Annotated in this window: 19 protein-coding genes and 1 tRNA gene; 7 read left to right on the forward strand and 13 right to left on the reverse strand. The window is 64.6% G+C overall.

Annotation, left to right across the window (positions count from 1 at the left end):
• Positions 1-7 precede the first annotated feature (7 nt).
• Entirely contained in the window at positions 8-1,060 is a 1,053-nt protein-coding gene (locus IL252_RS06590) for an iron transporter (RefSeq protein ID WP_208627334.1), read from the forward strand.
• A 178-nt stretch (positions 1,061-1,238) separates the two neighbouring features.
• Positions 1,239-2,090, forward strand: a complete 852-nt coding sequence (locus tag IL252_RS06595) for a hypothetical protein (protein WP_208627335.1) — start codon at positions 1,239-1,241, stop codon at positions 2,088-2,090.
• Between the two features lie 112 nt (positions 2,091-2,202).
• On the opposite strand, the gene IL252_RS06600 is transcribed toward IL252_RS06595, so the two are convergent.
• The 4 genes from IL252_RS06600 to IL252_RS06615 form a co-directional block, all read right to left on the reverse strand.
• Positions 2,203-2,415 carry a hypothetical protein gene (locus IL252_RS06600; protein WP_153554617.1) on the reverse strand — a complete coding sequence of 71 codons (213 nt, stop codon included), beginning with the start codon at positions 2,413-2,415 and terminating at the stop codon, positions 2,203-2,205.
• A 234-nt stretch (positions 2,416-2,649) separates the two neighbouring features.
• A tRNA-Lys gene (locus IL252_RS06605) sits at positions 2,650-2,722 on the reverse strand.
• 40 nt (positions 2,723-2,762) lie between these two features.
• Complete coding sequence (locus tag IL252_RS06610; RefSeq protein WP_153554618.1) at positions 2,763-3,752, reverse strand: GTPase; 990 nt, start codon at positions 3,750-3,752, stop codon at positions 2,763-2,765.
• Positions 3,753-3,859: 107 nt separating this feature from the next.
• Entirely contained in the window at positions 3,860-4,234 is a 375-nt protein-coding gene (locus tag IL252_RS06615; RefSeq protein WP_208627336.1) for a hypothetical protein, read from the reverse strand.
• Between the two features lie 109 nt (positions 4,235-4,343).
• On the opposite strand from IL252_RS06615, the gene IL252_RS06620 reads away from it, so the two are divergent.
• Positions 4,344-4,661 (forward strand): ASCH domain-containing protein, encoded by a 318-nt coding sequence (locus IL252_RS06620; RefSeq protein ID WP_208627337.1) that lies wholly within the window; start codon positions 4,344-4,346, stop codon positions 4,659-4,661.
• Between the two features lie 301 nt (positions 4,662-4,962).
• Positions 4,963-5,286: a multidrug efflux SMR transporter gene (locus tag IL252_RS06625; protein ID WP_208627338.1), complete on the forward strand. Its 324-nt coding sequence runs from the start codon at positions 4,963-4,965 to the stop codon at positions 5,284-5,286.
• 28 nt (positions 5,287-5,314) lie between these two features.
• On the opposite strand, the gene hisE is transcribed toward IL252_RS06625, so the two are convergent.
• From hisE to pdxT, 3 genes are read right to left on the reverse strand one after another with little or no spacing between them, the layout of a single operon-like run.
• Positions 5,315-5,614: a phosphoribosyl-ATP diphosphatase gene (hisE, locus tag IL252_RS06630; protein WP_208627339.1), complete on the reverse strand. Its 300-nt coding sequence runs from the start codon at positions 5,612-5,614 to the stop codon at positions 5,315-5,317.
• 42 nt (positions 5,615-5,656) lie between these two features.
• Entirely contained in the window at positions 5,657-5,854 is a 198-nt protein-coding gene (locus IL252_RS06635; RefSeq protein ID WP_208627386.1) for a hypothetical protein, read from the reverse strand.
• A 55-nt stretch (positions 5,855-5,909) separates the two neighbouring features.
• Entirely contained in the window at positions 5,910-6,503 is a 594-nt protein-coding gene (pdxT, locus tag IL252_RS06640; protein ID WP_208627340.1) for a pyridoxal 5'-phosphate synthase glutaminase subunit PdxT, read from the reverse strand.
• Between the two features lie 205 nt (positions 6,504-6,708).
• On the opposite strand from pdxT, the gene IL252_RS06645 reads away from it, so the two are divergent.
• Positions 6,709-7,728 (forward strand): PrsW family intramembrane metalloprotease, encoded by a 1,020-nt coding sequence (locus tag IL252_RS06645; protein WP_170092763.1) that lies wholly within the window; start codon positions 6,709-6,711, stop codon positions 7,726-7,728.
• Here IL252_RS06645 and IL252_RS06650 read toward each other — a convergent pair whose 3' ends face one another.
• Complete coding sequence (locus IL252_RS06650) at positions 7,729-8,316, reverse strand: riboflavin synthase (protein ID WP_208627341.1); 588 nt, start codon at positions 8,314-8,316, stop codon at positions 7,729-7,731.
• 98 nt (positions 8,317-8,414) lie between these two features.
• Here IL252_RS06650 and IL252_RS06655 point away from each other — a divergent pair, with 98 nt between their 5' ends.
• Positions 8,415-8,648 (forward strand): hypothetical protein, encoded by a 234-nt coding sequence (locus IL252_RS06655; RefSeq protein WP_170092765.1) that lies wholly within the window; start codon positions 8,415-8,417, stop codon positions 8,646-8,648.
• A gap of 99 nt (positions 8,649-8,747) precedes the next feature.
• On the opposite strand, the gene IL252_RS06660 is transcribed toward IL252_RS06655, so the two are convergent.
• The 4 genes from IL252_RS06660 to IL252_RS06675 form a co-directional block, all read right to left on the reverse strand.
• Complete coding sequence (locus IL252_RS06660) at positions 8,748-10,589, reverse strand: UvrD-helicase domain-containing protein (protein WP_208627342.1); 1,842 nt, start codon at positions 10,587-10,589, stop codon at positions 8,748-8,750.
• A 109-nt stretch (positions 10,590-10,698) separates the two neighbouring features.
• Positions 10,699-10,857 (reverse strand): hypothetical protein, encoded by a 159-nt coding sequence (locus tag IL252_RS06665; RefSeq protein ID WP_012808084.1) that lies wholly within the window; start codon positions 10,855-10,857, stop codon positions 10,699-10,701.
• A 306-nt stretch (positions 10,858-11,163) separates the two neighbouring features.
• Entirely contained in the window at positions 11,164-11,463 is a 300-nt protein-coding gene (locus IL252_RS06670; protein WP_208627343.1) for a hypothetical protein, read from the reverse strand.
• 12 nt (positions 11,464-11,475) lie between these two features.
• Positions 11,476-11,826: a helix-turn-helix domain-containing protein gene (locus tag IL252_RS06675; protein WP_012808086.1), complete on the reverse strand. Its 351-nt coding sequence runs from the start codon at positions 11,824-11,826 to the stop codon at positions 11,476-11,478.
• Positions 11,827-11,959: 133 nt separating this feature from the next.
• Between IL252_RS06675 and IL252_RS06680 the strand changes: the two genes are divergently transcribed.
• Complete coding sequence (locus IL252_RS06680) at positions 11,960-12,460, forward strand: PadR family transcriptional regulator (RefSeq protein WP_208627344.1); 501 nt, start codon at positions 11,960-11,962, stop codon at positions 12,458-12,460.
• A 260-nt stretch (positions 12,461-12,720) separates the two neighbouring features.
• Here IL252_RS06680 and IL252_RS17575 read toward each other — a convergent pair whose 3' ends face one another.
• Complete coding sequence (locus tag IL252_RS17575) at positions 12,721-12,900, reverse strand: HVO_0416 family zinc finger protein (RefSeq protein ID WP_153554630.1); 180 nt, start codon at positions 12,898-12,900, stop codon at positions 12,721-12,723.
• Positions 12,901-13,199: the final 299 nt, after the last annotated feature.

Consider the following 13,199-nt stretch of genomic DNA (forward strand, 5'->3'; position numbering starts at 1 on the left):
CGCCGGTATGGACAGATCGCAGTACACGCGTCGATCGCTCCTCGGTGGCGTCGCCGGGCTCGGTGCGACCGCGATGGCCGGCTGTTCGGGACTCCTCGAAAGCCAGGCCGTCGGCGAGCCGCCAGTCGTCGAGGAACGTCCCAACGCGGTCTACTACCCCACACACGTCGAGGGGATGGAGATGATCGGCATGACCGACGCGGGCGACCGTCGGATCGGACTGATGTACTCCTACGCCCACCGGTTCTGGACGATGGACGTGGGCGACACCGCACGCGTCTCTGCCGGTGACGCCGACGCCCACCTGATGGCGAGCGTCTGGGATCCCGACAGTGGACAGGTGTTGCCCGTCCGGAGCGGGCTCTCAGTCACGATCGAACGGGACGGCGAGACGGTCGACGAGCGCACCCCCTGGACCATGCTCTCACAGAACATGGGCTTTCACTACGGCGACAACGTCTCGCTCGACGGGAACGGCACCTACACCGTCACGGTCGAGGCCGGCGGACTCGGGATCGACCGGCTCGGCGCGTTCGCAGATCGCTTCGCAGAGCCGGTCACCGCCGAGTTCGAGTGGGAGTTCAGCCGGGGCCGGCGCAACGAGATCAGCTTCCAGCAACTGGATGGGGCCGGCGACCCCGGCGCACTCGAACCGATGGAGATGAAGATGCCCCTCTCGGTCGCGCCCGCTCGCGAGGACCTTCCGGGACGGATCGTCGGAACCGGCGAGACCGGCGACGCGACTTTCGTCGTGGCAGTCACCGACCGCGGCGGAGAGCCGTACCTCGCCGTCGCCCCCCGGACGCCGTACAACCGCTACGTCCTGCCGGCCATGTCGCTGTCCGCGACGCTCACCCGCGAGGGCGAGGCGGTCCTGGACGACTCGCTGTCGGCCGCGATCGATCCCGAACTCGGCTATCACTACGGGAGCGCAGTCGACGGCGTCGACTCCGGCGACGAGTTGACGATCGCCGTCGATTCGGTTCCACAGGTCGCTCGCCACGAGGGCTACGAGACCGCCTTCCTCTCGATGCCCGACGTGGAGCTGACCGTCGAGTGATACTGCCGGCTGTAGATCTGTGACCGATTTCACCACCCCGGGGTGGCGAAGCTCTTCACGAAGCGACAGCCAGCAGTATGAGCCACGACCGCGGAGTACGGTCCGCCCGCCGTTCACGACCGCTGTGGTGCGCGTGGAAAAGAAATCGTTATAGGTCGCGGCTTCCGACCGTCGAAGTATGCAACGACGAGCCGCGGCGATTTACTTCGTGTTCTTCCTCGTCGTCGGTGCGGGGGCGTATGCCTACATCGGCGTCGCCGAGCAGACCAGCCAGCCACAGTACGACCTCGACGGAACGATGGTCGAGAGCAACGGGACGGTCGCGATCGGCGAGACCGAGTACACGCTCAGCGGGATCCATCGCGAAGGTGGGAGCCACGGTAGTGGCGGCGAACTGGTCTCGGAGCTGACCTGGACCAACGACTCCTACGTCGGCACGGGATCGATCTCGCACAACTCGACGACGGACTATCAAAACGAGAGCTACCGCGTCCTCATCGCCAACGAGACCGGCGTCTCCGAGTTCACGCTGGAGGCCCAGCAGAACGTCAGCGCAATCTTGCAGGCCGACCCCGCGGTCGAGAACACGACCGCGACGCGTGACGGGACCGAGTACGTCGTCTACCAGAACAACGACACCATCCAGCCACTCGCGGAGTACCTGCCCGAACCCGAGCGCCAGACAGTCTCCGAGGGCGAGACCTTCCCTTACGAGGGCAACGACGCGACCGTCGCCAACGTCACCACCAGCGAGGTCCGCCTCGAATGGGACAGCTCCGAGGAGAACACCGTCGAGCTCACCGAGGGCGGGAACGTCACGCTCGCCAACGGCCAGCAGTACTTCGCCAACTACCACGGCGAGGAGTCCGTCTCGGTGGTCCCGGCCAGTCAGTACAGCGAGTACGTCCAGACGAACAACGAACTCGATAGCTTCCAGACGCGGCTCAACGGTCTGTGGGGAATCGCGATCATCAGCGGACTCGCCGCGCTGACCGTCCTCTCGACCGCGTACCTGCCCGTCCGGGGCTAACACGTCCGGCCGTCACTCTTTCGTGAGCGCCACTCTGCGGGTATCGAACGCCGCTACAGGCGGATCGCCGCCAGTGTGAACAGTCGCCGCCAGAAACCGCTTCTCGCTCGCGTTACCGCCCGTTCCAGCTGAGCGACGCCAGCGCCACGCCCAGCGCGATCGTCGCCACGACTCCCAGCATCTGTAGCACCGACACCATCAGACTCCCGTTGGTCGTCCAGGGCGTGCCCGCGACAGTTCCGAGTCCGATCAACACGAGCACCACGCCCGTGCCGATCCCAAGCGGTTCCGCGAGGTCGTCGAATCGCTCCGTGAGTGCGTTCATACTCGCCACCTCGGCACTGACCGTGGTAAATCTCGTGGTTCTCGCACGCGCCGTCGAATTATCGACTCAGAGACATCGCTCGGCGTGTTACTCGCAGCGAACTGCGACGGGTCGGGAGGGACTTGAACCAAAGGAAGAAATGCTCACTCGCTTCGCTCGTTGCGCGTTCCTTCCAAGGTTCAAGTCCCTCCGTAGCGCATTTGCTGCTCGCGGAGTGCTCGCAGCAAAATACTACGGGCCGGGAGGGACTTGAACCCCCGACCGTCTGGTTAAAAGCCAGACGCTCTGCCAACTGAGCTACCGGCCCTCGAATTGGTGTGGGGGCAGCGAGGGCTAAGGGCTTACGATTACTCGTCGTCGAAGGGGAGTTCGATTTCGTAGCCGACGGCCTCGATAGCGGCGTCGAGTACGCCGTCGACGTTGTCTTCTTCGGTGACGCTCATGTAGTGGTCGGCCTCGACATCGCGGGTGAGATCCGCCTTGTTCGCGATCGTCAGGACGGGCGCGTCGAAGCGGTCTTCGAGCGCGTCGCGCAGTTCCAGCTGGACCGCGATCGGGTAGCCGCAGTTGCCGCTGGGGTCGAGGAAGACGAGCACGGCGTCGGCGAGGTGTTCGACGGCGCTGACGGCCTGAGACTCGATGTCGTTGCGCTCGGCCTCGGGGCGGTCGAGGAGCCCCGGCGTGTCCACGAGCTGGTAGCGGATGCGGTCGCGTTCGACGTGGCCGACGCGGATCTGTGTCGTCGTGAAGGGGTAGCTGGCGGTCTCGTTGCGGGCGTTCGTGACGAGGTTGACGAACGACGACTTGCCGACGTTGGGGTAGCCGGCGACGACGATGGTCGGTTCGTCGGGGCGGATGTCAGGCAGCGTCTTCAGGGCGTCGCGGGCGGCGGAGATGCCGGCGAGGTCGTCTTCGACTTCCTCGACGATGTCCGCCATCCGGGCGAACGCCTGCTTGCGGAGCTTGCGGGCGGTGTCGGCGTCGCCGGTCATCCGGCCCTGGTACTCGCTGTGGATGTCCTTGGCCTTGCGAGAGGCCCACTGGACCTCCGAGAGGTGCTGGCGCAGGGCGTCGATTCCGCCCTCGCCCTCGACGTTGCTCGTGATGATCGCGTCGGCGAGTTCGACGTAGAACGGATCGAGCGTGTCGATGTCCGGCCACGCGGTGACGACGTTCTGGAGGTTGTCCGAGACGATGTTCGACGCCGTCTGGAGCATCGACTGCTGGCCCTCGATCCCGGTCTTCGCCTTGCCGGCGCGGGCAGCCCGAGAGAAGGCCTTGTCGATGACTTCCTCGGCGGTCGGCGTCGTCGGAAGATCCTCGAAGGGATGGCTCATTGGACCGGGATACACGGCCTGCGCGTAAAAGCACGTTCGTTCGAGCGCGCGTCTCGGAGCATCGGTGCCCAGCACCGTCGAATCCCGGTGTCGGGCCGAAGCCAGGGCTACTGTTCCGTGAGCAGGTCACAGTGCCGCCGGAGAGACGACGGCAACTCCTCGGCGTGCTCGTGGAGCAGGTCGACGAGCGCGGCCACCTCCGCGAACCGCGGTCCGCGTCTGGCACGCAGTGGCTCTCGGTCCCACTCGATCAGATCGGCCTCGGCCAGCGTCGGCAAGTGTAAGTGTACGAGTTGCCGGTGTAGCAGGTCCTGGTCGCGTTGTGGCGGCGACGAATGTGCAGCCTCGGGGAGCGCCAGCGTCTCGTCGGCCCGCGCGTCGGCCAGCGCGATGACGAGTCGTCGGCGTGGCTCGGCCGCGAGTGCCCGAAGCATCGTATCCCACCGTTCGATCGACCGTCGTCCGTCGACCGGCCCCGTCATAGTTGCGCGAGAGTTGTAATCCACCTCACAAAAAATTTCTGGGCGTAGGTTGTCACGAATTGTCGTTCGTTTCGACGCCGCTTTTGTATCGCGTGGGACAACGACGGGTATGGCCGAGATCGACGCCGGAGAGATCCTCCCCAGCGAGCACGTCCAGCAGATGGCCGCCGACGGGACGGTCACACAGATGCACCGCGGTCACGCCTACGCCAGCGAGGGCGACACCTTCGTGATCGACGGCCAGCGCTTCGAGGTGACCGACGTGACCCACCGGACGCTGGGTGACCTGACCGACGAGGACGCACGGCGCGAGGGGTCGGACGACCTCGAAGCCTACAAGCGACGGCTCGAACGCGTCCACGACGAGTTCGAGTGGGACCCCGAGAGCGATGTGGTGTGCCATCGGTTCGAACCCGTCGGAGAGTAGCGAGGGGCAGCCCGAACGAAGTGAGGGCTGGTCCTCGGAACAGACGAACGGCGACCGTCGGGAGCCGTGAGGTAGGGTGGTGCCGACCACAGGGCGGCCACCGTGATGCCGAGCGGGGAGCACAGGACCCGCGAGGAGTAGCGAGGGGCAGCCCGAACGAAGTGAGGGCTGGTCCTCGGAACAGACGAACGGCGACCGCCGGGAGCCGTGAGGTAGGGTGGTGCCGACCACAGGGTGGGGTCTCTCTGTACCGAACGCAAGCGGAACCGATAGCCCGGAGCGCCGTCTACGTCGAAGCGAGATGTCGTGGTACACACTGGTGCTGGCGGGACTGTTCGAGATCGGGTGGGCGATCGGGCTCGAATACTCCGACGGGCTCTCGAAGCCGGTACCGACGATCGCCACCGGGATCGCGCTCGTGATCAGTATGGTCCTGCTGGCGCGTGCCGTCGAGGACCTCCCGATCGGCACCGCCTACGCCGTCTGGACGGGCATCGGCGCCGTCGGGACGGCCTCACTGGGGATCGTCCTCTTCGACGAGCCGGCCACCCTGCTCAGGCTGGGGTTCGTCGGCCTGATCGTCGTCGGCATCGTCGGCCTCAACCTCGTCTCGGGCGGCCACTGATCGCCGATCGCAGGCGGCTGCGAGCGCGCTATCGCCGCTGGGCCAGTTCGTCCCGCAGGTCTTCGACGTCCATACCGTTCATCGCCAGCACCACCAGCAGGTGATAGACGATGTCGGCGCTCTCGTGGGCGATCTCCTCGTGGTCGTCGTCCTTGGCCGCCAGGATCAGTTCCGTCGTCTCCTCGCCCAGTTTTTCGAGGACGGCGTTCTCGCCTTTCTCGTGGGTGAACAGCGAGGCCGTGTAGGAGTCTTCGGGCAGGTCGGCTTTGCGCTGCTCGATGACGCTGAACAGTTCGTCGAGAATCTCGTCGGCGTCGGCCTCGGTCATACGTCACTGGGCGTGGCGGTGGGCCTTGAGCGCATCGCTCCATCACTCCGCTCGTTGGTCGTTCATGACGTAGTAGTACCCCGAGAGCGCACCGTAGTACAGGAGGCCGGCGATGATCGGGAACAATACGAACGAAAACCAGTGGTTCGGGAGCAGGTCTCCAAAAAGTACTGCCGAGGTCATCAACGAAGCAAAAAACAGGACGACGCTCGTGCCGAGAGAGGGGGTTTCAGCCGCCACGGGATGAGTGTACCGAGGTGAGTGTCAAAAATACGTCGGATCGAAGGGTCGCCACCTACACCTCAACGGTCTCGAAGAACGCCAGATCGTGAATCCGGGGGTCCTCGGTCAGTTCGGGGTGGAAAGAGGTCCCGACGACGGAGCCCTGTTTGACCGCCACCGGACGGCCGTCCCACTCGGCGAGCACCTCGACGTCCTCGCTCACGTCGTCGATGACGGGGGCGCGGATGAACACCGCCGGGAAGGGGTCGTCGAGGCCAGCCACGTCGAGGGGAGCTTCGAAGCTGTCTTTCTGGCGGCCGAAGGCGTTGCGCTCGACGGTCACGTCGAGTAGGTCCAGCGCGTCGACGCGGTCGTCCTGGGGGTCCGTCGAGGCGACGATCAGACCGGCACAGGTCGCCAGCACGGGCTTGCCGGCGTCGACGTGGGTCTGTATCTCGGCGGCGATCCCCTCGTCGTGGAGCAGGCGGGAGATCGTCGTCGACTCCCCGCCCGGCAGCAGCAACACGTCACACTCCGGGACGGTGCCCGAGTGGCGGATCTCGTGGATCTCGGCGTCCTCGCCGTGGGCTCGTGCGGCCCGCTCGATGGCGGTCGCGTGCTCGGAAACGTCGCCCTGGACGGCGATCACGCCAGCGGTCAGCGTCATGCCCGCCCGTAGGCGATTGGGGGCGAAAAAGCTCTCGTTGTCGTGAGCGAGCGAACACACCGGAAGACTCCCCGTGCTCGACTCCCGACCGTTCGCTCGCTTCACTCGCGAACACACCGAAAGGACGAGGTTCGATCAGGGAGGTCGTCCGTCCAGACATCCTGGCCGACCAACGCTTAGGTGCAGGGATTCCCTTACCGGAGACATGGGAGACAGACGCCGCGATCCGGTGTCGATCCGCGACGACGGGTCACAGGACCTCTACGACGTTTCAGAGTGGGAAGTCAGGTCGTGGCTCGATCGCGTCGCGTGGTTCTGTTACGCCGCGCTGGTGTACTCGCTGCGCGGATTCGTCGTCCTCGCAGCCATCGCGATCTTGCTCTCACAGTTCCTCGTGGGCGGTCTCGGCGCGCTGGCGAATCCGGTACTCGGCGTGTTCACCGTGCTGTCTGCGATCCCGGCGCTGGCACTGGCTGCCTACGCCTGGTACACCGACGTGACGACCAAAGAGCCACTGGCGTTGCTCGTCGCGACGTTCGCGCTCGGAGTGTTGTTCGCCAGTTTCGCCGGTGTCGCCAACAGTGGCCTCGGCCCCGCAGTCCAGGGGATCGGGTCGGGCTTTCTGGCGTCGATCGTCGGTACCGTCCTCTTCTACTTCCTCGTCGTCGGCCCGGTCGAGGAGGGCGTCAAGCTGCTGTCGGTGCGGCTGGTCGCCTACCGGAGCGACCGCTTCGACGCCGTCATCGACGGGGCGGTGTACGGTGCAGTCGCCGGACTGGGCTTCGCGACGATCGAGAACGCGCTGTACATCACCCAGAACGCCGACGCGGGCGTGACCGTCGCCAACGCCGTCATGGAGGCCGGTTCGATCACGTTCCTGCGCTCGCTGGCCGGTCCGGGCCACGTGATCTACTCGGCGTTCGCCGGCTACTACCTCGGACTGGCGAAGTTCAACCGCGAACACGCCGGCCCGATCGTCATCAAGGGACTCATCGTCGCGTCGCTGATCCACGCCACCTACAACACGCTGGTCGGCGTCGTCCCGGCCGTCGTCTCGGTGCTCACCGGTGTCTCGCCGCTGCTTGCCTTCCTCGGGTTCGTCCTCGTCTACGACGGCGTGTTCGGGGCGTTGCTGTTGCGCAAGTTCAACGCCTACGAACGGGCCTACGAGCGGGCACACGCGAACGAGGTGCCCGATCCGGAGCTGACGGAGTTCGATCCCTGATCACACCATCCGCTCGACGTACTTCGCGACCACGTCGACTTCGAGGTGGACGGCGTCGCCGGGAGACTTCTCGGAGAGCGTCGTCACGTCGTAGGTCGTCGGGATGATCGCCACGGCGAAAGCATCCTCGCGGCGGTCGGCGACGGTGAGACTGATGCCGTCGACGGTGATCGAGCCCTTCTCGACGACGTAGCGCTCGACGTCGGCGGGCAGCGAGAAGGTAAAGCGCCAGTCGCCGTCCTCGCCGCCGACCCGCTCGATCGCTTCGACAGTCGCCGTCGCGTCGACGTGGCCCTGCACGATGTGGCCGTCGAAGCGCCCGTCGGCCGGCATCGCGCGTTCGAGGTTCAGCGTGTCGCCCGCAGCGACGGCGTCGAAGAAGGTGCGGTCGATCGTCTCCTCGGCCAAGAACACGGAGAACCACTCACCCGGTTCGAACTCCTCGACGGTGAGACACGCGCCGCTGACGCTGATCGACTGCCCGTGCGAGAGGTCCGCGAAGTCGGTGCCGATCCGCAGCCGGCGGCCGTCCGCCGTGTCCTCGACTGCCCGCACTTCGCCCGTCGCCTCGACGATTCCCGTGAACATACCACCGCTTGGTACAGTCGTCACAAGAGAGTTATGGATAACGGAGATGGAACGCACGTGGCGAACGGCTTTTGCCAGACGGTCGCGTACGCTGGCCCATGCCACGCGGGATTCTGGAGCTGGTCGGCCTCGCCGGCTCGGTGCTGTTCGCCTCGTCGGTCGGGCTGTTCGGCCTCCAGACGCTCACGGACGGCGACACCCTCGCCGGACTGGGCTATCTGGCCGTCGCGGCGCTGATGGTGTTCGTCCCCTACTACGTGACGACGCCGGACGACGTGGCGACCGGTGCCGCCGAGCGGGCAGTCGGGTGGGTCGTACGAGACGACGACTAGGCGTCTGTCTGCCAGTCGGCCGGCGATGTCGGGAAAATCGAGACGACGAGCGGTCGACGATGCCCTCGCGTCGCCGGAGTGTCTCAGAGACCGAAATCGTCAGGGCGTCGGCAGCGGTTCCTGGGCTTCGAGGAGGAGTTCTTCGGGCGGGTCGGGCTGGGGTTCGTTCTCCAGGATCACGTCGATGGGGAGCGTCGGTGCGCCGTCGACGAGGTTCTCCATCAGGACGAGCCGCTCGCGGGCACGACTCATGCCGACGTAGAACACGCGCCGTTCGTTGTCGGTCAGGGTCGGGATCGGGTCGGTGTGTTTGGTGAACTCCTCGTCACCCGGCACGTGGCGGTCGTTTTGCTCGACCTGTGCGGCCATCTGCTCGACGACCTTCTCGGTGAGGTCGGTGCCGACGAACACGTGGTCGGCCTCGCGACCCTTGGCGGAGTGGATCGTCCCGAGACGGACCTGGTCGGCGTCCATGCCGGCGTACTCCCCGTGGAAGTACGCCTCGACGGTCCGTTCCTGGAAGTTGGTCACCTTCCGGAGCATGTCGGCGGCGGCCCGCGGGTCGGGCGCGAACGGTGCGTGTTCGCGGATCACGTCCGGATCGATCTCGATGTCCGCCAGGTCGTCCTCCTCGCTGGCGTCTGCGATCTCGTCGAGTTCGTCGAACAGGTCGTCGCGGTCGCCGGTCCCGAAAGCGGAGTCGGCGAGCATGTCCGCGAGCCGGCGACCCTCCAGCACGGAGAGGGGTTCGTCGGCGTCGAGCGCCTCGACACCGCGGACGTACTCGGTGAGTCGGTCGGTCCACATCCGCTGGTCGGTCAGGCAGGTGAAGGGGATCCCTTCGCCGATGAACTCGTCCATGAACTGGAACATCTGGTACCGCGCCCGAAAGAGGATCATCACGGTCCCCTCGTCGTCGTCGACGGTCCGGCGGATCTCGCGGACCAGATCGAGCATCGAGGGGTTCAACATCGGCAACACCTCGCCGCCCTCCTTGCGCGGATTGAGGTCTTTCTCCTGGCGCTTCTCGATGTGGCGGACCTCGCGGTTGACCACGTTGAGGATCGAGGACGGCAGTCGGTAGGAGTTGGGCAGGATCTCGTCGACGTCGACGTCTTCCTCCAGCAACAGATCGGGGTCGGCCCCCTGCCAGGCGTAGACGACCTGGTCGTCGTCGCCCGCGATGAGGATCTTCGTCATGCGGGGTTTCCACTCCTCGTACACGTCGTACTGGAGGGTGGTGATGTCCTGGAACTCGTCGATGATGAGGTACTCGACGTTGGGCAGCAGCGATCGCTGCTTGACCCGTTCGAGCATGTCTGCGAAGCCGGTGAGGTCGTTGTCGCCCTTGTAGGTGCGCCAGGCGCGGATCGCTTCGGGCACGTCCAGCCGGTCGTCGTCGCCGGGCCAGGTCGGCGTGTACTTGTTGCCCGTCTGGGCGTTGTCGTCGATATCGGGCGGGAGCCGGACCTCCTCCTCGTCCCACTTGAAGGGCACGTCGTACCAGTCGGCCACGTCCCGGCGAGTGCGCTGGAGCCACTGGCTCGTGGCGATGACCTTGTTCCCGAGCGTCGTCGAGCGGGCCGACCGGCGGCGAGAGCCCTCGTACTCGTCTTCGAACTCCAGTCCGAACTCGTCACAGAACGCCTCTTTGTCGGACTCCCCGACCACGTCGCCCCGAGAGAGGTCGAGCAGTTCGTACGCCTTCGCGTGCATCGTACAGACGTTGCCCTTCAGGGAACGGGGGTTGATGTCGAGTCGTTCGGCCAGTCGTTCGCGGATCTCGGCGGCGGCCGCACGCGTGTACGAGACGACCAGAATGTCGCGAACGTCGGCGTCGTCCTCGGACAGCAGTTCTTCGACGCGGTCGAGCAGCGCCGTCGTCTTCCCGCTCCCCGGACCGCCGAACAGCCGAACCACCTGCGGGGTCGTGTCAGTCATTGCACACAGAAACGAGCCGCTCACTCATAAACGACGTGCTTTCTACGGGTGGGTGTTCGGCGTCGCTGACGACGCGACAAGACAGATCGGAGACGACAACGAAGGCGTCCTACGAGTGTCGGGGAGACCGTGCCTCCCGCACGTCTGCGCCGTCACGGATCATGTCCTCGCAGTCGGGACAGACCCGCGGGTCGGTGTCTTCTTGAGGTGTGAACACGCGTACGTAGTCTTTGGTCACGAACGAACCGCAGTTCTGGCACTTTGGCATGGGCTCTCTCCCAATCTAACCCATACTGGTTATCGCTAATATAAGTATCGCCGATTTACATAATGATCGTTCCAGTCGTGGCAGCCACACACTGCTCACACGGCCGGGGCGACCGCGACGTGACCACTCTCGTCGGCTGCGATCCGCTCTCTCCGTACGAGACTCGGACCGTGCTTCATACTGCCGGCTGTCACTTCGTGAGGATCTTCGCCACCCCGGGGTGGCGAAATCGGTCACAGATGTACAGCCGGTAGTATCACTATGGACGCCGTCGTCGGAAGGATCGCACACAGACAGCCGGCACCGTCACCGGTACAGAGAGAGATACAGCATGCTGAAGCCGATGATGAAAGGGATCGTCTCCGCGAACTGGAAGAACAGGCGGGTCGTCTCCCCGGCGTCGCCGACGCTGAGCTGGGTGATGACGCTCGAAACTGCAACTCCCATGCTGATGAACGCGAAGCCGACGAAAGCCGCCTGGAGCCGTTCGGAGGGACGCTTTCGGTAAGCCTGGAAGCTGATCAGAGTGATCCCCAGCGTCAGGCCGAACACGACCATCCGTAACAGTGCCAGCAATCCACTCGCGATCACGACGCCGTCGACCATCCTACCTACCACCTAGTCGGGGTTGAGTTCGTCCCAGAGCTGACTGAAGCGGTCTGGGAGGTTCTCTTCGCGGTAGATCCGGACCTTGTACTCGTCGTCTTCCAGCGAGATGACCGTCGACTCGAAGTTCGACTCGTACACCTTGTAGTGGTTCCCGTCGTCGGCCACGAGTGTGCGAGCCGTCACCAGTTCGTACTCGGTGAGCATCTCGATGCGGCGATACACCGTCGGCAGCGACATATCGCACTCCTCGGCGAGTTCCTTCGCCGACTGGGACTCGCGACTGATCGCGGCCAACACCTGCCTGGCGTGCTGGTCGCCGATCGTGTCGAGGATCTCTTCGATGCTCTTCTCGTCGTTCACTACCGGAATGCTTCTCCTCTCATCATATAAGCGTTTTCAGCCGACGGGGTTCTTTCAGATCCAGAAAACACTGACGGGAACTTATGCACGGACCCGCCCTACGTCAGATTGCGGATCGACTCCAGGTGACCACATGACCGAAGACGAACTCCGTCACGTTTCGACGGGCGATGCGGGACACGCCAGCGCCGACGAGCGCTTGACCCCCCTCGTCAGCGGGCACGACACCGAGACGTCGTCCGACCGATCGAATCGTGACGGCGTGCCAGAGACGCTACTGTCTTCGGTCGGCGAGGCCCTCGCGGATGGCGACGCTGCCATCGACGAGAGTCTCGTGACGGAGAGCCTGGACGAGATCCTCCTCGCGTTGATCGCGTCTTCGACCGATCAAACGCACGGCACAGAGCTGATGGACGAACTGGAGCGGTGTTTCGACGCCCAGTTGAGCCCAGGAACGGTCTACCCCCGACTCCACGAGCTCGACTCCGAGGGACTCCTCGAGATGCACGAGCTCGTCCAGACCAAGCAGTACTCGATCAGCGACGACCCCGCTGCTCGAGAACGCATCGAACGCGCGGTGTATCAACACCTCGCGATCGGTATGTTCCTGCACGCGTCACTCGACGACGCGTAACTCCGTCAGAACTGACCCCCCAACTCTCTCCCCCCTCTCGACGTTCGAGAGCGACGGTGACGCTACGAGCACCGCGAAAGTTCACAGACCGACAGCCGCCACTACGAAGACATGTTGCTACGAGACGAGCCGGCAGACTCCGGTAGGAAGGACAGCTATGGTAGCTACTGAAAATCAATGCACACCCGACCGCACGGCGGAAGTGCGATCGGTGTGTAAATCGTTTCAATTGTTACTGTAGACGTGTGTGCTGCTGAGAGTCAGTTAGCGGGCCCCCAGCCACACACCGAGCACTCTGTGGCCGATCCGTCGTGAAGACCGCCACAATCCGGACACTGTTTCTTGTTGTAGCTTTCTTCCCAACCAGTCGCTTCGACGTCGTGACCCCGCTGGGACAGGAACTCGTCGATCATGTCGTCGGTACTCGGTGCGGTCGCCATACATGCTATGGTATACCACACCAGTATATAGCTCTATTGGTATCGACCCTTGTTGCCACGACACACAGTACGGGGATACGACTGGACACTGGCGGCCGTCACGTCGTCGAGACGCTGGTCACACCGAGGTAGCGATGGTCTGCAGAGGTGGACGGAGACACCGTCGCCGTGTCGCGGTATCTCTCCCTCGGTGTGACGACGCCTCGTACCGCCGGCAGCGTGGACGAAGCAGAACACATCCGCCGTATCGAGTCACTCGACGGTCGAAAACGGAAAGGAAGGGTGGTGGGGGTGGGTGG

The sequence above is a fragment of the Halomicrobium sp. IBSBa genome, from assembly GCF_017612575.1.
Taxonomy (GTDB): Archaea; Halobacteriota; Halobacteria; order Halobacteriales; family Haloarculaceae; genus Halomicrobium.